Source organism: Paenibacillus sp. FSL H7-0737, from assembly GCF_000758545.1.
GTDB lineage: Bacteria > Bacillota > Bacilli > Paenibacillales > Paenibacillaceae > Paenibacillus_AQ.
Genome location: NZ_CP009279.1, coordinates 1,974,985 through 1,993,296, shown reverse-complemented (window position 1 = coordinate 1,993,296; position 18,312 = coordinate 1,974,985). Strand labels below are relative to the sequence as shown.

General features: G+C 45.4%; 14 protein-coding genes. 5 read left to right on the top strand and 9 right to left on the bottom strand.

The annotated features are described in order from the left end of the window. Positions 1 to 5: 5 nt before the first annotated feature. From sufB to H70737_RS08495, 7 genes are all read right to left on the bottom strand, one after another. A complete protein-coding gene (gene sufB / locus H70737_RS08525) occupies positions 6 to 1,403 on the bottom strand; it encodes a Fe-S cluster assembly protein SufB (protein WP_042186357.1) in 1,398 nt (465 codons plus the stop codon). Between the two features lie 24 nt (positions 1,404 to 1,427). Continuing rightward, positions 1,428 to 1,859 carry a Fe-S cluster assembly sulfur transfer protein SufU gene (gene sufU / locus H70737_RS08520; protein WP_036684339.1) on the bottom strand — a complete coding sequence of 144 codons (432 nt, stop codon included), beginning with the start codon at positions 1,857 to 1,859 and terminating at the stop codon, positions 1,428 to 1,430. Beyond that, on the bottom strand, positions 1,846 to 3,072 hold the full coding sequence (locus H70737_RS08515) for a cysteine desulfurase (protein ID WP_042186355.1): 1,227 nt from the start codon (positions 3,070 to 3,072) through the stop codon (positions 1,846 to 1,848). Before H70737_RS08515 ends, sufU begins: the two co-directional genes overlap by 14 nt. After that, entirely contained in the window at positions 3,069 to 4,370 is a 1,302-nt protein-coding gene (sufD, locus tag H70737_RS08510; RefSeq protein ID WP_042186353.1) for a Fe-S cluster assembly protein SufD, read from the bottom strand. The genes H70737_RS08515 and sufD overlap by 4 nt, the downstream gene beginning before the upstream one ends. Before the next feature lie 27 nt (positions 4,371 to 4,397). Next, positions 4,398 to 5,180 carry a Fe-S cluster assembly ATPase SufC gene (sufC, locus tag H70737_RS08505; protein WP_042186351.1) on the bottom strand — a complete coding sequence of 261 codons (783 nt, stop codon included), beginning with the start codon at positions 5,178 to 5,180 and terminating at the stop codon, positions 4,398 to 4,400. Positions 5,181 to 5,465: 285 nt separating this feature from the next. Next, a complete protein-coding gene (locus H70737_RS08500) occupies positions 5,466 to 5,927 on the bottom strand; it encodes a Dps family protein (protein WP_042125852.1) in 462 nt (153 codons plus the stop codon). A gap of 243 nt (positions 5,928 to 6,170) precedes the next feature. Next, positions 6,171 to 6,473, bottom strand: a complete 303-nt coding sequence (locus H70737_RS08495; RefSeq protein ID WP_042186349.1) for a YunC family protein — start codon at positions 6,471 to 6,473, stop codon at positions 6,171 to 6,173. A 215-nt stretch (positions 6,474 to 6,688) separates the two neighbouring features. On the opposite strand from H70737_RS08495, the gene H70737_RS08490 reads away from it, so the two are divergent. Next, positions 6,689 to 7,216 (top strand): hypothetical protein, encoded by a 528-nt coding sequence (locus H70737_RS08490; RefSeq protein WP_042186347.1) that lies wholly within the window; start codon positions 6,689 to 6,691, stop codon positions 7,214 to 7,216. 79 nt (positions 7,217 to 7,295) lie between these two features. On the opposite strand, the gene H70737_RS08485 is transcribed toward H70737_RS08490, so the two are convergent. Beyond that, positions 7,296 to 7,682, bottom strand: coding sequence for a DUF423 domain-containing protein (locus H70737_RS08485; RefSeq protein ID WP_042186345.1), 387 nt, complete (start codon positions 7,680 to 7,682; stop codon positions 7,296 to 7,298). Between the two features lie 169 nt (positions 7,683 to 7,851). On the opposite strand from H70737_RS08485, the gene H70737_RS08480 reads away from it, so the two are divergent. Beyond that, on the top strand, positions 7,852 to 8,313 hold the full coding sequence (locus tag H70737_RS08480; RefSeq protein ID WP_052404212.1) for a hypothetical protein: 462 nt from the start codon (positions 7,852 to 7,854) through the stop codon (positions 8,311 to 8,313). Positions 8,314 to 8,400: 87 nt separating this feature from the next. Here the strand turns inward: H70737_RS08480 and H70737_RS08475 are convergent, their stop codons facing one another. Beyond that, entirely contained in the window at positions 8,401 to 8,868 is a 468-nt protein-coding gene (locus H70737_RS08475) for a hypothetical protein (protein WP_052404211.1), read from the bottom strand. Positions 8,869 to 9,072: 204 nt separating this feature from the next. On the opposite strand from H70737_RS08475, the gene H70737_RS08470 reads away from it, so the two are divergent. The 3 genes from H70737_RS08470 (at position 9,073) to H70737_RS08460 (ending at position 18,258) form a co-directional block, all read left to right on the top strand. Next, positions 9,073 to 9,717 carry a methyltransferase domain-containing protein gene (locus H70737_RS08470; RefSeq protein WP_042186343.1) on the top strand — a complete coding sequence of 215 codons (645 nt, stop codon included), beginning with the start codon at positions 9,073 to 9,075 and terminating at the stop codon, positions 9,715 to 9,717. A gap of 121 nt (positions 9,718 to 9,838) precedes the next feature. After that, a complete protein-coding gene (locus tag H70737_RS08465) occupies positions 9,839 to 16,576 on the top strand; it encodes a DUF7507 domain-containing protein (protein ID WP_156113083.1) in 6,738 nt (2,245 codons plus the stop codon). Next, positions 16,573 to 18,258 carry a DUF11 domain-containing protein gene (locus H70737_RS08460; RefSeq protein ID WP_042186341.1) on the top strand — a complete coding sequence of 562 codons (1,686 nt, stop codon included), beginning with the start codon at positions 16,573 to 16,575 and terminating at the stop codon, positions 18,256 to 18,258. Before H70737_RS08465 ends, H70737_RS08460 begins: the two co-directional genes overlap by 4 nt. The last annotated feature ends 54 nt before the right edge of the window (positions 18,259 to 18,312 follow it).

The window sequence follows — 18,312 nt, the reverse complement described above, 5'->3', positions numbered from 1 at the left end:
CAAGGTTAACCGATACTTCCTTCCATTTCGAATTTTATCAAACGGTTCATTTCGACCGCATATTCCATCGGCAGTTCTTTGGTGAACGGCTCGATGAAGCCCATAACGATCATTTGAGTTGCCTCAGCTTCTGTTAGGCCGCGGCTCATTAGATAGAACAGCTGCTCCTCAGAAACTTTGGATACCGTTGCTTCGTGCTCAAGCACGATGTTATCGTTCATGATTTCATTGTAAGGAATCGTATCCGAAGTGGATTCGTTATCCAAAATGAGTGTATCACATTTGATGTTCGATTTCGCACCTTCTGCTTGACGGCCAAAGGAAGCAAGACCACGATAAGTTACTTTACCGCCGTGCTTACTGATCGATTTCGATACAATAGTGGATGTTGTGTCTGGAGCCAAATGGATCATCTTGGCACCAGCATCCTGATGCTGGCCTTTACCCGCTACCGCGATGGACAGTACTGAACCTTTAGCTCCACGGCCTTTAAGAACAACCGCAGGGTATTTCATAGTCAGCTTGGAACCGATGTTGCCATCGACCCATTCCATCGTAGCATTCTCTTCTGCAACCGCACGTTTAGTAACGAGGTTGTAGATGTTTGGAGCCCAGTTCTGAATCGTAGTATAACGAACGCGTGAGTTCTTCATACACAAGATTTCAACAACCGCACTGTGCAGAGAATTCGTGCTGTAGATTGGCGCTGTACAGCCTTCTACATAATGCACGAAGCTATCTTCGTCAGCGAGGATCAAGGTACGCTCAAATTGTCCCATGTTCTCGGAGTTAATACGGAAGTAAGCCTGCAAAGGAACTTCACATTTCACACCTTTAGGAACGTAGATGAAGCTTCCGCCTGACCAAACTGCACTGTTAAGTGCTGCAAATTTATTATCGGTTGGAGGGATGATCGTCCCGAAAAACTTCTTAAGAAGTTCTGGATGTTCACGCAGTGCAGTATCGGTATCTGTAAAAATAACCCCTTGATCTTCAAGGCTCTTCTGCATGCTGTGGTATACAACCTCAGATTCATATTGTGCCGATACGCCGGCGAGGAACTTCTGTTCCGCTTCAGGAATACCCAGCTTATCAAAGGTTTCCTTGATTTCGGAAGGAACTTCTTCCCAAGTCTTCCCTTGTTTCTCGGAAGGTCTTACATAATATTGAATATCCTCAAAATCTAAATCATCCATATTGCCGCCCCATGTAGGCATCGGCATTTTACGGAACTGTTCAAGGGATTTTAAGCGGAAATCAAGCATCCACTGTGGTTCATTTTTGATTGCTGAAATTTCTTTAACAATTTCGGCCGTCAAACCTTTACCAGACTGGAATATCGACTTATGCTCATCACGGAACCCGTATTGGTACTCTTCCATATCAGGCGCTTTCTTAGCCATGGTGTCAGCCTCCTTGTTCTACTGTTATTTATGTTGCTCTTCTTCGTCAATTCCTTTACGAAGCGCGTTCCAAGCCAGTGTTGCACATTTGATCCGCGCAGGGAATTTATTCACACCCGATAGGGCTTCAATGTCTTCATAATCTCCAAAATCCACATCTTCACCCTTCATCAGTAAGGAGAAGTTATCGGCTAGTTCGAGTGCTCGTTCAACCGTTTGTCCTTTGATCGCCTCAGTCATCATCGAAGCCGATGACATACTGATCGAGCAACCTTCACCGTTATAACGGGCATCCTTGACGATTCCATCCTCTACCTTAAGCTGAAGTGTAATACGGTCACCACAAGTTGGGTTATTCAGTTCAATTTTCAGAGCATCATCTTCAAATGAACCACGATTCCTAGGACTTTTATAATGATCCATAATAACGCGTCTGTACAAGTCATCCAAGTTCATAGCCGAAGTACTCCTTTGTCTTGATTAAAGCGTCCACCAGTCGATCTACATCCTGCTCGGTGTTATACAGGTAAAAGCTCGCACGTGCTGTTGAGCTGGCTTCCAGCCAGCGCATCAGCGGCTGACAGCAGTGATGACCAGCACGGATAGCAATTCCCTCCGCATCTAGTACTGTAGCGACATCATGCGGGTGAACGTCACCCAGATTAAAAGTCACAACGCCAACTTCACGATTGCGCGGACCATAAATGGTCAAGCCATCAATTTCAGATAAACGCTGTTCTGCGTATGCGGCAAGCTGCTTCTCATGGCTGTGAATCTCATCCATGCCGATTTCTTGTAAGAAATCTACGGCTGCACCTAATCCAACAGCTCCTGCAATGATCGGTGTACCGCCCTCAAACTTCCAAGGAAGTTCTTTCCATGTCGATTCATAGAGACCCACATCATCAATCATTTCGCCACCGAACTCAATAGGTTCCATGGCTTCAAGGAGTGCTCTTTTGCCGTACAAAGCCCCAATTCCAGTAGGTGCTAGCATTTTATGTCCGGAAAGTGCATAGAAATCACAATCCAGATCCTGCATATCGACCTTCATATGAGGTGTGCTCTGTGCGCCGTCTACGACAATTACCGCACCGTTTCGATGAGCAATCGCCGCAAGCTCTTTAATCGGATGAGTTACTCCCATAACATTAGACACATAAGCGATAGCAACGATCTTGGTTTTATCCGTAATCGTCTTCTCAGCATCTTCAAGCGTAATCGTTCCGTCAGGTTGCAACGGTATATATTTTAAAGTAGCACCTGTCTTCTTAGCTAGCTGCTGCCAGGGGATCAAATTACTATGATGCTCCATCAGGGTGATGACAATTTCATCGCCTTCACCCACTGCAGATGGCCCGTAAGAAGAGGCAACAAGATTTAGGGCAGTGGTTGTGCCGCGCGTAAAGATGATTTCTTTAGTGCTGCGGGCGTTAATAAACTTAGCTAGCTTCTCCCGGGCTCCCTCGTAGGCATCTGTTGCACGGCTGCCTAGAGTATGGACGCCACGGTGTACGTTGGCGTTATCCCACTCATAATACGACTTGACCGCCTCAATCACTTGACGAGGCTTCTGTGAAGTAGCAGCACTGTCAAGATAGACCAGTGGATGGCCGTTCACATTCTGGTTCAGTATGGGAAATTGCTCCCGGATGGCGTTGCTAATCATTGACCTAACTTCCTTTCCACAAGAGATTGGAGCTGATTGCGCAGTCCCTCTAGTGGAATTTGCGACACAACAGGAGCCAAGAAGCCATAGATGATCAGAGTTTCTGCATCATGCCGTGTAATTCCGCGGGACATCAGGTAAAAGACTTGCTCGTGATTGACCTGACCTACGGAAGCGGCATGGCCTGCTGTAACATCATCTTCATCAATCAGTAGGATCGGATTGGCGTCACCACGGGCTTTTGGACTCAGCATCAATACTTTCTCCGTTTGCTGACCGTCGGCTCTTGTAGCACCTTTCTCGATCTTGGTAATTCCGTTGATGATAGAAGTAGCATTATCACGCATAACCGCACGAGTGATCATGTCACTTGGGGTATTTTTGCCGAAATGCTGAGCTTGAGTTGTGTAATTCAGTTTCTGTGATCCCGTACCTACAGCAATTACTTTAGCATCCGAGCTAGAGCCATTACCTTTGAGTACAGATTTGGTATCACTTGCTGTATCACCATAGTTCATCTCTCCAACAATCCATTCGATCGTTCCGTCATTCTCAACAACAGCGCGGCGGTAAGTCACATCTGTTGTATCCACGCCCAGCTGATGCACTGTAGCATAACGTACTTTAGCACCTGCACCCACGAATACTTCTACAGCACCATTGTGCAAGCCAGCTTCCTCTTTATCCGACACGTAGTTGTCTACGTATGTCAGGGAGCTGTTAGTATCCGCTACAATCAGAATGTGAGGAACAAATGAAGCTTCCGCATCATCTGTTAACAGCACCGCCTGAAGTGGAGTTTCAACCACTACATTCTTAGGAACATAGAGGAATACTCCCCCGTTCCATAGTGCTGCATGAAGCGCAGCGATAGAATGCTCGTCAGGCTGAATCGCCTTATGAAGGTAACGTTGTACCAAATCTCCGTGCTCTTTAACAGCCGTTTGCAGATCGGTAAAAATAACACCTTGTGCTGCAAGTTCAGGAGCTAGTCGTGTATATACTGCACCAGAGTTACGTTGAATAATCAGACTGCCTTCTTCCTGATCCTTGATCAAGGAGGAAATGGAAGCAGGTGCATCCTTCAGTGAAGCAATGGTTTCGCTTGCTTTGTAGCTACCATAATTATTCACATTCCAACGATCAATCCGTGTCTTCTCTAATTTAGGCAGTGTCAGAGTAGCTGCCAGTTCAAGTGCTTTCAAGCGGCTTTCTTTCAGCCAACCCGGTTCGCCGCTACTATGCGATAATTCGCTCAAGCGCTCGGCATCCACCGGAAGAATGGTCTGTGTCGTCATAAGTGTTCTCCTCCTTCCTGGCGTTTCTTACGCGTCTTGCCCTACTGTTTCGTCTTCAATTCCAAGTTCTTCTTTAATCCATTCGTAGCCTTCTGCTTCCAGACGTTGTGCAAGCTCAGGACCACCGGATTTTACAATTCTGCCTTGCATCATAACATGTACAAAATCAGGCTTGATGTAGTTCAAGAGACGTTGATAGTGGGTAATAACCAGGAAACCGCGATCTTCACTCCGCATGGAGTTTACGCCTTCGGCAACAATTTTCAAAGCATCAATATCAAGACCAGAGTCAATTTCGTCAAGAATCACGATTTTTGGATCTAGCATCATCATTTGTAGAATTTCGTTACGTTTCTTCTCACCACCGGAGAAGCCTTCGTTCAGGTAACGGTGTAGGAACTCAGGATTCATGTCCAGTTCTTTCATCTTCGCTTCCATAAGACGGATAAAACGAATCAAAGAAATTTCGCTTCCCTCTTCACGACGGGCATTAATGGCTGAGCGCAAGAAATCGGAGTTTGTTACTCCGGAAATTTCACTTGGGTACTGCATAGCAAGGAAAAGACCTGCACGTGCGCGTTCATCAACCGCCATCTCCAGAAGATCTTCACCTTCAAGTGTTGCTGTTCCTTCAGTTACTTCATATTTAGGGTGACCCATAAGAGCTGACGCCAAGGTACTTTTACCTGTACCGTTTGGTCCCATGATGGCGTGAATTTCGCCACCTTTCATTTGAAGGTTAATCCCCTTCAAAATCTCTTTTCCCTCAATCGTCGCTTTAAGTCCCTCAATGACAAAATCTGCTGCCATAATATTATTCCCTCCATTGATCGATTTGCGAAATCAAAAGTTGTATTGAAACAGGATGATCCTGATTCCCAGCACAATTAGATTCTATATCACATTATAATTATTATAAATTGAATCACAATGATTATCAATGATTCTCAACAATTTTATAACAAACCCTGTCTTTTTACAAATATCTCTTTTTATTTATCCTTTAATGCACCGCATGTTTCGCTATTTTCCGTAACCACCTAACGCAAAAAATAAGACCTCCCGCAGGAAGCCTTATTTCATATACTTTATCGTTTAGCTAAGGTAGGAACGCAGCATCCATTGATGTTTCTCAAGATCACCACGAATTTTAATAAACATGTCAGAGGTAGGCTGGTCCTTAATTTCCTCAGCAAGCTCAATGCCTTCTGTCAACTCTTCAGAAATAGTAGCAAAGTCTTCAATCAGAGACTGGACCATACCACGAGTATCCTCTTTACCAGTAGCTTCTTGAATCGTTGCCAATTCCAGATATTCTTTCATCGTTGCAGCGGGACTTCCTTTGATGCTTAGCAGACGCTCTGCAACTTCATCCATTTGCAGCGTCACTTCATTATATAGATCCTCAAATTTCACGTGAAGAGAGAAGAATTGTTCACCTTTTACGTACCAATGAAAATTATGGATTTTAACGTACAATACATTCAAGTTAGCGACCTGACGATTCAAAATTTGTTCCAGTGAAGTTGTATTTACTTTATTAGATGCTTTAGCCATGAGATGATCCCATCCTTATCCTTTATATTTACCGGGCTACTTAATCCTTCATCCGGCAGCAACTTGTCTATTCTTAATTTACCCCTTAGCATGTAAGACGAAACAAGGAGAACCCTTCCATAAAATCTCTGTTTAAATTACTTACACTAAAGACGCTCTCTATAATGTTCAAATTCTGATTCTTGCAAAAAAACACAAGAGGCCAATGGCCTCTTGTGTTTTGGATTTTGTAAGATTGTTCAGTCAGACCATGAGAAGTAATGCATCCGCACCCGTCATGCCGGGTACGATACCTAGACGCTCCGCTTCTATGGTTACAGACTCCAATGGGGCAGCTAACAGCTGTGACAGCGTACGTACACCAACCGCCCGGGCTGCGATAATATGCCGATCACTGAGCTTCTCATTGAGCAAACCAACATCCAGCGCACCACACATAATATACCCTCGGCTTGTGCTGATTGAGAGCAGCGTTGTTTTCGGAAGCTTAACTTCTACCCCGATCAGCGTATGTTCACCTACGGTAATGGGCTCCATAGTAACCAATAGCAGCACCTCCTTTATTCACCAACCACGATGTATATGTATGCTTCACCCCCTGCTGATGTGCAGTTGGTAGTCCTAGGCTTTTCGTAAAAAACACAGTACCTTGGTCCCATTTTCTCTAGTGTCAGGTATATGATTATTACTTGTTTAATGTTATAGTTTATTTACATTCTTATAATTGTAAAGAAATGTTCAAACGAAAAGCTGGGGGATCTATGGACGAGAAACTACAACACACAGACGGCAACTATTTATTTAATGTCGACATCCTGATTAATGCCCGTACCAACCCGCTTGCATTGCAATATCTGCTTGAAATGTTGAACAATAATGACAAAATCACAGATTTCAACATTAACTCCGGTCTTGAATTGGGGAGAACCATTGACAGCTTGCTTCGTTCTGCCAAACTAGCCTTGAATCAAAGCTCTGCTCCTCCAACTTCATTTAAGCTGCCACCAAAGACCACTAAAAAGCAGCTCGATAAACCGATTGATAAACAGGCAATATTGCCTGCACAACAGTCAGCTATTGAGACGCCAGCTGATGCATACGGGAAAATTCGACAGTATATTCAGAACAACCAATTAGTACGTTTACGAGCGAATCGGTACGGAAAACAAGTGTCCATGCCCTGTCGTATTTTAAATTTTGATGAAGCAGCCAACTCTATTAGTGTCTATCACGTGGATGAGAAACAGGTATACAGCTTTAATTTAAATGAGATCGACGAATTTCTGTAAACGTATACGTTACAGATAAATAAGCATCCGCCCCTTTATGGAACGGATGCTTATTTATCAACTTCTGTAACTTGATTGCTTAGGATGTCTCTTTGCTGCGTGAGAATGCTTCCACAGCCAGACATAACCAGCCTGCTATGAAGCATACACCACCAATAGGTGTTATCGCTCCAAGCACCTTAATCCCGGAAATGCTCAGTACATATAAGCTACCAGAGAACAAAATCGTCCCTGCTATTAATAGCCTTCCTGCCCAGCGTAACCGGGTACTTTCTCCCCATTGACCTACAGCCAGTGCTATCAGAATTACACCCAGCGCATGTACCAAATGATACTGTACACCCGTCTCATATACCTTCATATATTCTTCGCTAATAACAGGTTTTAATAAATGAGCGCCAAAAGCGCCTACTCCTACTGCCAGCATTGCTAGCACAGCCCCCCAGGCCATAAGTTTCCGTTGCATGCGATTACAACTCCTTAATATTAGACTTCTTCTATCATAAACGATTACCGATTGCTTTTTCCAGCAGCCATTTACGAATTAGCCACAATCAGGGGTTGCTTTTTTAGCATCAATATGAAAAAGTGGATATTAACAACATTTCATTCTTATCTCTCAAGGAGTGCAACCTATGGACCTTAATTCTCTCTCAAAATCTGACGCGCCTACAGCAGAGGTAGGAAATACCCAACCTGATCTGAGTCAGCCAAGTGCTGGTTCGTCGTATTCGTACCAGAAAGTAGATCATGACCTTCAACACTCTGGACCTGGTATTGCTTCTTTCATCATCAGCCTCGTGACCATAATGGGTTATGCTGCTCTCTTCGTTTTCATTATTATGAAGGCTTCTTCCATGGTTAACGAGAACTCGAATCTATTAGCCGAATCATCGCAGTCCATCATGCTTCTTGGAATGACTGTTATTATTCTTTCAGCTCTTAATGTAATTGGTGTTGTCATCGGCATTATTGGGCTTTCCATCCGGAAGAGACGTAAGGTTTTCGGCGTTATAGGCACTATCATCAACGGTGTGATTATCTTACTCTTTATGCTGCTTATTACTATTTTCTTAGTCAATGCCGGGACGCTATAACGTTCATTTCTAATTCCAAGACAAAAGGGCTGTTCCTGAAATCAATCAGGAGCAGCCCTTTTGTTATTCATAAATGATAGCGTTTCTTTATTTTGCAAGTGACAGCTTCGAAAGTACACGCTGTTTAACTGTAGCATCGCCTTCCACTGCTTTTTCAACATATTCAAAAGCTACAGGATCATCCGTATTTAACTTCTCAATAACGCTCTCCATACCAGCTGTGATCTCAAAAGCCGTAGGACCTTCTTTGGTCTCAATCTCAACAGAATGACTATCTATTTGGCCGACGTAAACGCCTGTTCCTTTAAGAATTTTAGCTTCTGGATTTGCAGTAGGTTTGGGTGCGGGAGTACTTGGATTCTCTGTTGGTGCAGTGGTACTTGTACCTTCTGTAGGTACGGGTGTGCTTGTGGTCTCCTCTGTTGGCACTGGAGAAGCTGTTGCACTTGGTTCTGCAGATGGCTGTGCTGAATTATTAGTAGCACCGCAAGCGGTTAGGGCTAGCGTTAATGCTGCGATTGTAGCTATAGCGGGTAAGGAACGTTGTTTTTTCATGTTGACTGCCTCCTCTATGTTTAGCGGTTGTTTGCAAAGTCATTTTCTATAAGCCTACTCCTATAAACGTATCAACTCTGCTAAGGTTTCATAATACGTTATTTTTAGTAACTTCCAATCTTTAATAGGCATCCGTCGGATGCAGGCTTAAGCGAGATTAATACAATAGTGTTGAGCCTGATTTATCCCTAAGGAGTGGTCCCCTTGAGAATCGATATCGGCTGCGGATCCAGTAAAGAAGCAGGTTATCTCGGGATCGATCGTATCGCGGGTCCCAACGTAGATATTGTCTGTGACATTAGCCAAGGCATCCCTTTGCCGGACAATACCGCCGAGTTTGTAATGGCTAGTCGTGTATTACCTTATATCGACGATTTATCCGCGGTTATGTCGGAAATTCACAGAATTAGCACCCACAAAGCCATTGTTTGTATACTGGCCCCGTATGCCCACAGTTTTGTTCATATGTCCAATCCTTCCTTTAAGCAGAAGTTTGATGAATATACTCCGAGGTATTTCACAGGATCCTTTTTCCAGCCCCCGTCCGGTCCAGTATGCCCATCGATTCCTGACTATCCCATCCCGGTACCGCCATTCGATTATCGATTGCTTAGGATGGAGCTTTTCTATCAATACCCTTATGAAGATCCTCTTTATGAAACAGAAGAACTAGAAATACTAAAGACGCTTCAAGCCAATGTTGTGCATGAAATCATGTACCATTTCACCGTAATCAAAGAAGATATTTCTATTCATGAGCTGGAATTGATGAGTAGAGGGCATTACGCTGAACCGCGTGTTCTTATGAAACGCAGGCTAAAATCACACGATAGACAAAATTTTCTATAATTTATTGATGGGACATACAATTATACCCGAATTACATCATAGGCTAACATACAGGTATTAACTGTGCCGTCCTGATTATGGGACGGTTCACTTTTTTAAAAGCAAATTGACCTCGAAGGAGGTGAGAATCATTCCACTAGTCGTACGGGCAACGATCAATGCGACCGGTGCTATCACATTTACAGGCAACACACTTGGACTTAGTCGCTCCGATACGGTCGGAGTGCCAGGGACACTAGACAGCATCGGCGGTTTCACCACTGTTAACACTACATCTATTTTTGGCACCTATCCTAATGGAACAACAAGTCTTTATACGAGCAACAGTTCATCCGCTATACTGGTCTTGCCATCAGGCAGCACTGTGCTATATGCAGAGCTGATATGGGGCGGTACTTATATTAACGGAACTGTGAATCTCAGTGCGGCCATAAACAACCCAGTCTCTTTAATTACGCCTACCGGAAGTACGTTCAGCATAACTCCCGATGCAGCTACTAGTAATACTGTTGATTTGGGAGGTGGTGCTTCCGCATATGTCCGTTCTGCCAATGTCACCAGCATTATTTCACAAGGCGGCGCTGGGACCTACACCACTGGCGGTGTAGTTGGTACGATCGTTATTCCTAGTGATTCCACAGCTAATCATGCGGGCTGGACACTTGGTGTAATCTATCAAAATACATCCTTGCCCTTCCGTAATATGTCCTTACGGGCAGGCGCAATACTTGTACAGGCAACTTCTGCACCAGTCTCTACTACAATAACAGGCTTTGCAACTCCAATTACAGGTGCACTTGGAGGCAGGGCACTATTTAGCGCACAGGAGGGTGATGCGAATCGTTCGGGAGACCAGGCATTGTTCGGGCCTACATCAGCTACGCTTGTAGCTTTATCAGGACCCAATAACTTTGCCAACAACTTCTTCGCTTCACAGATTAACAACGATCTAGGTGTACTGGATACCACTGGAACATTCGGAAATCGCAATCAAACAAACGGAAATCCAGGCACCAACATTATCGGTGGCCGACAAGGCTGGGACATTACTAATGTTGACGTGTCAGCCAGACTTGTAAATAATCAGTCTTCAGCGATTTTACAATTAACTACCTCTGGTGACGCTTATGTGCTTAATGGAAATGCCATACAAGTAGATATAAATGCACCCAAAATAAACCTTACTAAAAGTGCCAATGTGTCCGGGCCAATAGTCGGGGATACGGTAACTTACACTGTAATTATCAATAATACTGGTACAGCGAGTGCAGCTAGCGTCGTTTTATCAGATGCGCTGCCAGCAGGATCAACCTTTGTTACCGGAAGCGTTGTAGTGGCCGGCGTCGCAAGACCAACCTTTGATATTACAGCAGGAATCTCTCTAGGTTCATTAGCTTTGGGTACTTCAATAACGGTTACATATCAAGCCAAAGTTACTTCATTACCACCAAGTCCGCAAAATATCGCGAATACCGCAAATGCTGCCTTTACGTTTCAAAGTGTAGCAGGAGGCCCTATCATGACCGGGGTCATTCCATCCAACACTGTAACTTTACCCGTATATTCACCCGTTCTTAACATTGTAAAATCAGCCAACACTGCAAATGCGACCGTCGGAAATCAAATCACATATACGCTTCAAATCACCAACACCGGAAACATCGGTGCGCTAACGACACTTACGGATAACATTCCTGCAGGGAGCTCTTATGTTGCAGGAAGTTTCACCGTCAATGGAACACCATTCGCTGGAAATCCTGCTACAGGTATTGCTATTGGAACGATAGCTGCTGGAGGTAGTTCTACCGTTCAATTCCGTGTATTAGTGAACAGTCTTCCGTCCCCTCCACAACTGGTCGATCAAGCAAGCGCCGCTTATACCTTTCAGGTTCCAGATGGACGAATCATTTCTGGATCAGCCTCGTCCAATACATTGTCTATTCCCGTTAGACTCCCAAATGTTGTCGTGGTTAAAAGTGCAGGTTTTGCCGATGTCGCCGTCGGCGATACACTCCTATATACTTCTGTAATCACCAACAACGGAATCGAAGCAGTTACTAACGTCACCCTTACAGACACCATTCCCGCAGGGACTTCGCTGGTTACGGGAAGTGTTACCGTTGCGGGGACGTCACAACCCTCTGCAAATCCAGGAACAGGGATTACTGTGGGTGCAATCGCTGCGGGAAGTTCAGTTGCCGTCACCTTTCAAGTCAGTGTTACCTCTTTACCTAGTCCAGCACAGCTATTAAACAAGTCTACGGCATCCTACAGTTCAGGGGTCTTTACTGGCATTTCGCTTTCCAACACGACTACGACCCCGGTATACCAACCCATCATTCAAATTGTCAAAAGCTCGAACACCGCTAGTGCAACCGTAGGCGGTAATATTCTTTATACATTAAATGTTCAGAACTCTGGAAACATTGGGGCAAGCGTAACCTTAACCGACAATATTCCCTCAGGCGCATCCTTTGTATCGGGTAGCGTAACCGTCAATGGAGTCACACGACCCACAGACTCTCCACTTACGGGTATTAATCTAGGTACAGTAGCCATAGGAACGGTTGTGCCCGTAACATTTCTTGTCTCTGTGCAATCTTTGCCTTCACCACCTGTTCTGAACAATCAAGGCAGCAGCAGCTACACCTACCAACTACCAAGCGGTAGATCCTTATCCGGAACTAGCCAATCAAACACCGTTAGCATCCCAGTCTCCGCTCCAAATATTACGCTAACCAAATCCGCAAGCCTTGCTGATGTCACAGTCGGCGAGAATCTGACTTACACAGTCCAAGTGTCCAACACAAGCAGCGTAGCTGTGAATAACGTTGTCGTCTCTGACCCTATTCCTACGGGAGGCACTTTTGTAGCAGGCAGCGTTATTGTTGGCGGTTCATCGGTACCAGCCGCAAATCCAGGTACAGGAATATCTATCGGTAGTATTGCGGCTGGCAGCTCTATTACAGTCTCTTTTAGAGTGAATGTTTCTTCTTTACCAAATCCATCACAATTTACAAACAGAGCTAGTGCGTCTTTCTCATCCGGTGCCTTCACTGGTTCTTCACTTTCGAACACGGTAGTAACCCCTGTGTATCAACCTATTATTAGTATGGTCAAAAGCGCGAATACCGCTCAGGCATCCGTAGGAGGATCTTTGTCTTTCTCGATTCTCATCAGCAATACCGGGAATATTGCAACCACTCTACTATTAACTGATAATCTTCCACCCCAAGCTTTATTTAACGCGAACAGCGTAATCATCGGGGGAACACCTTTACCCGGATATAATCCAGTAACCGGAATCCCTGTAGGCCCATTGGCACCAGGTGACAGCGTATCTGTGAGCTTTCTGGTCACGATAACAGCGTTACCTCCTTCACAGATGTTACTGAACTCCGCTTCGGCAACATATAGCTTCACCCTCCCGGACGGGCGTCAACTCGGAGGAAATGTAGTATCAAATACGCTCTCTGTCCCTGTATCCGCACCTAATGTCAGTGTCGTAAAAAGTGTGAATGCAGCTACTGCCGTTACGGGTGATATCCTTACATTCACCTCAGTATTGACGAACAACAGCATAGCTACTGTAAGCAACATCATTCTCAGCGATCCTCTGCCTGAGAATGTAGCTTTTATTCCCGGAACCGTAATTGTAGGCGGCATTACTCAGCCGCTAGCAGTTCCGTCCGCCGGCATTCCAATCGGTAGTCTGGGTCCAGGCGCCACAGCTACCGTAACATTCGAGGTGAGGATAACGATGCCGATACCATCACAAATTAATAATCAGTCATCCGTCAGTTTTACATCCGGTGTATTCTCCGGTTCTTCTTCATCCAACATTACTAGCACACCAGTCATTCAGCCACAGATCTCCTTATTAAAAAGTGCTGTCGATGGAGATGGTGACGCCGATGCTCTTGTTGTAGGTGATACCGTCATCTACACAGTGGTTGTAAGTAATGCAGGTAATCTTGCTGCAAATGTAACCTTAACCGACAACATTCCTACTGGAACTGTCTTCAATCCTAACAGTGTTATTGTAGGAGGCATGCCGCAACCAGGTGCAGCACCCAATACCGGCATAGCTGTAGGAAATGTCGCGCCGGGAACCAGTGTCCCTGTTAGCTTCTCTGTTAATATCGTTTCCTTGCCATCACCACAACAAATCAGCAATCAGGCTTCTGCAAGCTTCACCTTTACTCCGCCTGACGGTAGACCCTTAAGCGGAACTGCTGTATCTAATACCGTCACACTACAGGTCTCAGCTCCTAATATCGTGGTAGTCAAAAGCTCCACCTCAACTTCCGTAGCGATCGGAGATACGGTCACTTATAACGTAAATATTTCAAATAACGGTATAGAAGCTGTCAATAGCATAATCCTTAATGATCCAACACCAGCAGGTGCTGCTTTTGTAACGGGTAGCGTATCCGTGAACGGAGTACCTTTCCCAAACCTGAATCCTTCTTCGGGGATATCAATTGGTACCTTAGCGCCTGGAGCTTCAGCTCTGGTTGCTTACAGTGTTACCGTGACCTCTGTTCCTCCTACTGCTACACTTATCAATAAGGCATCCGTAACCTTTACATCAGGTGTTTTTTCCGGTTCGACTTTCTCCAATACCGTTACCATCCCTGTTTACCAGCCGAACATCTCGGTCGTCAAAACAGCAAGTACGAATAACGCTACAACAGGTGACGCTGTCAGCTATACCCTGACCGTGAGTAACACAGGAAACTATCCGGCAAGCTTAATCATTACGGACAATATTCCTGCGGGTACCACCTTCGTTCCGAATAGTGTGCTCATTAATGGACTGCCCTTAGCGCAAGCAGATCCATCTACGGGGATTCCAGCTGGAGTTATTGCACCCGGTGCTACTACTGCAGTAATATTCACTGTTGATATCACCTCACTGCCCAATCCTCAGCAGTTGGTCAATCAGGGTACCGTAGCGTATAGCTTCACTTTGCCTGACGGCCGCACACTTGGCGGTTCCGTCCTATCCAATACAATTACTATCCCTGTCTCTTCACCAAATCTGGCTGTAGTAAAATCTACGCCTACCACATCAACTACAGTTGGAGACACGATCACCTATTCAGTTACAATTACCAATAACGGAATCGAAACGGTAAATAACGCAGTCTTCACAGACGCACTTCCTGCGGGTACCACATTTGTATCTGGGAGTGTATTAGTAGATGGTGTGCCTCGTCCAGGGGGTAGCCCTTCCACCGGGGTAACCTTGGGCAGTATTGCACCAGGTGTAACTGTAACTGTGGCATTCACAGTGAATACAGTCTCATTGCCACCTTCAGGCCTCCTAAATAACCAGTCAACGGTGAGCTTCACCTCTGGAGTTCTCTCGAATGTTGCCTTCTCTAATATTGTATCAACGCCTATTTACTTACCGATTCTAGCCGCAGCAAAAAGCTCGAATTCAATTCAAGCGACCGTCGGAGATACGATTACCTACACGATTAATGTAACCAATTCAGGGAATTACGGGGCTTTGGCTACTCTGAGTGATACTATCCCATCTGGAACAACATTTGTGCCAAACAGTGTGCTCATTCAAGGTGCCCCAGCTCCGGGAGCAGATCCAGCGGCTGGCATTCCACTCGGTGTTATATCCGCAGGTGCAACACTATCTGTTATGTTCTCAGTACTCATTTCAACACTGCCAGCAAGCCAGCAACTAATTAACCAAGCATCGGTAGCATTTGCTTACACCTTGCCTGATGGGCGGACGTTTAACAGTTCGATCAATTCCAATTCGACAACGATTTCGGTATCCTCACCGAATGTGATCGTAACTAAGTCATCACCAGCAACAGATGCCGTTGTTGGCGATACAATTACCTACAACCTTACAGTTACCAATAGCGGAATCGCCAATATCAGCAACGTAAACATCAGTGATCCAATACCAGTAGGTTCTTCGTTTGTTGCTGGCAGTGTGATCGTTGATGGCACTCCACGTCCTAATGCCAATCCAGCGAATGGCATCTCGCTCGGCACAATTGCACCGGGCGTTTCGGTCAATATTTCATTCAACACTATCGTCAATGTACTGCCTAATCCTGCCACGCTCACCGATCAAGCTTCCGTCAGCTTCACATCTGGAGCATTCTCGGGATCCTCATTCTCTAATACACTTGTTATTCCGGTGTATCAGCCTATCATCGTTGTAGTCAAAAGCGCAGACAGAACCGCGGCAACTGTCGGAGATACGATTACTTACTTCCTGAATGTTACGAATACCGGTAATCTCATAGCAAATGTAGTCGTAACCGACACAATTCCTAGCGGAGCCATCTTTGTTCCAAACAGCGTGCTCGTAAATGGAGTGCCACAACCGGGCTCTGATCCGTCCGCTGGATTAAATATTGGAGCAGTTGCTCCGGGAAGCACGATAACAGTGACCATAACCCTGCAAGTTACTGTAGCCTCCCTCCCTTCACCGCAGCAGTTAGTCAATCAAGCTTCGGCAACTTTCTCATTCACACCACCAGATGGTCGTCTGCTCACCGGAACTTCACTTTCAAACGTCCTAATCATCCCTGTCTCTTCTCCGGATGTGAGTGTCGTTAAGAGCACTACCTCTATAGATGCAGTTGTCGGCGATATCATCACCTATACCATTGTTGTTACCAACTTGGGGATTTCAGCAGTCAATAACGTTATCATGGTTGACCCTATCCCAGCAGGCAGTCAGTTTGTAACAGGCAGCATCACTGTAGACGGAACCCCACGACCTAATGGCAGCCCGGCTTCCGGCATTGCCATCGGAACGATTGCTGCTGGCGCTTCCTCAACCATCACCTTCCAGGTTCAGGTAGTAGCGTTATGATTCCCGGCTCACGTACCCAACCTGTCGTAACCAATCAATCTATGGTACTCTTCAACTCGGCAGCGGGTGTTGACGGCATTGTCTATTCCAATACCGTTAACACCCCGGTCGTGGGCCCCGTGCTTTCATTGCTGAAGAGTACAGACAAACTCCATGCCTCTTTAGGTGACACTCTGGTGTATACCATTAAAGCTTCTAATAATGGAAACACAGATGCTTTGCTAACGGTGTATGACATTCTTCCAGAGGGTGTATCCTTTATTTCCAACAGCGTGCTTAGAGACGGTGTGCCTCTCCCAGGGGCTACACCGTCTTCGGGCATACCGCTAGGTTCTATTGCTCCGCAGAGTCAAGTGAGCATCGCCTTTCAAGTGGTTATCATTTCACTTCCCTCTTCACTAGTGCTGCAAAATAAAGCACTGGGCCGTTTTTCTTTTGCCACACCCGAGGGAAGAATCGTTAACGGAGATTTATATTCTAATTCCGTACTAGTTTCTTTACGCTCCTACCAGCTCTCTACCTTGTTGTCTGCAAGCACTCCGACCTCTTTTATAGGTGATGTAATTACCTATACATTACGGCTTACGAACGAAGGTAACAGCCTATTAAACCAAATCATCGCAACGATTTCTATTCCTAACGGATCTGTGTTCATTCCAGGGAGTGTCATTGCAGGTGGCGTCTATTATCCAGAATCAGAGCCTACGCAAGGAATATTAATTGGTCAACTTGATAAAGACCTAAGCATTGATATTACCTTTCGCGTTCGAGTTACAGAGATCCCCTCATCCTTGGACCTGACTAACCGTGCTGCTGTCACTTATACCGTCGACGACGATCCCAATACAACCGAGAGTAACACCGTCGTTGTCTCACTTGTTTTGGCAGGCGTCACCATCAGCAAGAGAGTAGATCATGTTACAGCAGCTCCGGGTGACAACCTAAGATATGAACTAACGGTAACCAACAGCGGGAACTTGGCCGTAAATGCGGTTCTGACCGATGCTATCCCTTCGGGCACTCTTTTCGTATGGGATAGTGTTCTCTTAAACGGAGTGATGCAAAAAGGCGCCCGTCCTGCTGATGGCATTCAGCTAGGCACATTAAGAGGCGGAACTTCAGCGGTCGTGGTCTTTCAAGTGAGCATTCCTGCAGCCATAAACATTCATGCCCACGCAGCTGTCCAAAATCATGGCAGTGTTCAGTATACTTTTGTGCTCCCGGACGGACGGACAGTAAGACAAACCTCTCGTTCCAATATCGTTACTACCTTAATAGTCCTGCCTATCATTTCTCTCGAAACTCATGCAAAGCCTACCCTTGTAGAAGAAGGAGAACATGTCCAATGCTGGATCTCCCTAACGAATAGTGGGAATTGGCCAGCAGAAGTATCCCTTGATCGGCTCACACCGGAGGAATGTCTTATTGATCCTAGCAGCATTGTGATTGATGGGATTCCAAATCCACAATCTTCATTTAACGGTATCTTGTCGCTAGGGACAGTCAAAGCTGCTGCCACTGTAAACATCCATTATTTTGTCAGGGTTAGTGAACATGTACTGGGTCGTTTTCTTAAAGGCTTAGTAACCGCTCCATACTTCTTCAATCTGGATGGACGTGAATACACTGGCGAGAGCCAGTCGAACAGTTATATATTGACCGTGGAAGAGATCAGTGAATAAGAAATCACATATCCCCCATCCCCATGAATATACTTTAGTTACAACCCCAAAACA

Bases quoted from the DNA above. Each gene is read 5' to 3' on its own strand.
- sufB (WP_042186357.1), bottom strand. From the start codon at position 1,403: ATGGCTAAGAAAGCGCCTGATATGGAAGAGTACCAATACGGGTTCCGT.
- sufD (WP_042186353.1), bottom strand. From the start codon at position 4,370: ATGACGACACAGACCATTCTTCCGGTGGATGCCGAGCGCTTGAGCGAA.
- sufU (WP_036684339.1), bottom strand. From the start codon at position 1,859: ATGAACTTGGATGACTTGTACAGACGCGTTATTATGGATCATTATAAA.
- H70737_RS08475 (WP_052404211.1), bottom strand. From the start codon at position 8,868: ATGAAAAAACAACGTTCCTTACCCGCTATAGCTACAATCGCAGCATTA.
- H70737_RS08480 (WP_052404212.1), top strand. From the start codon at position 7,852: ATGGACCTTAATTCTCTCTCAAAATCTGACGCGCCTACAGCAGAGGTA.
- H70737_RS08500 (WP_042125852.1), bottom strand. From the start codon at position 5,927: ATGGCTAAAGCATCTAATAAAGTAAATACAACTTCACTGGAACAAATT.
- H70737_RS08460 (WP_042186341.1), top strand. From the start codon at position 16,573: ATGATTCCCGGCTCACGTACCCAACCTGTCGTAACCAATCAATCTATG.
- H70737_RS08515 (WP_042186355.1), bottom strand. From the start codon at position 3,072: ATGATTAGCAACGCCATCCGGGAGCAATTTCCCATACTGAACCAGAAT.
- sufC (WP_042186351.1), bottom strand. From the start codon at position 5,180: ATGGCAGCAGATTTTGTCATTGAGGGACTTAAAGCGACGATTGAGGGA.
- H70737_RS08485 (WP_042186345.1), bottom strand. From the start codon at position 7,682: ATGCAACGGAAACTTATGGCCTGGGGGGCTGTGCTAGCAATGCTGGCA.
- H70737_RS08490 (WP_042186347.1), top strand. From the start codon at position 6,689: ATGGACGAGAAACTACAACACACAGACGGCAACTATTTATTTAATGTC.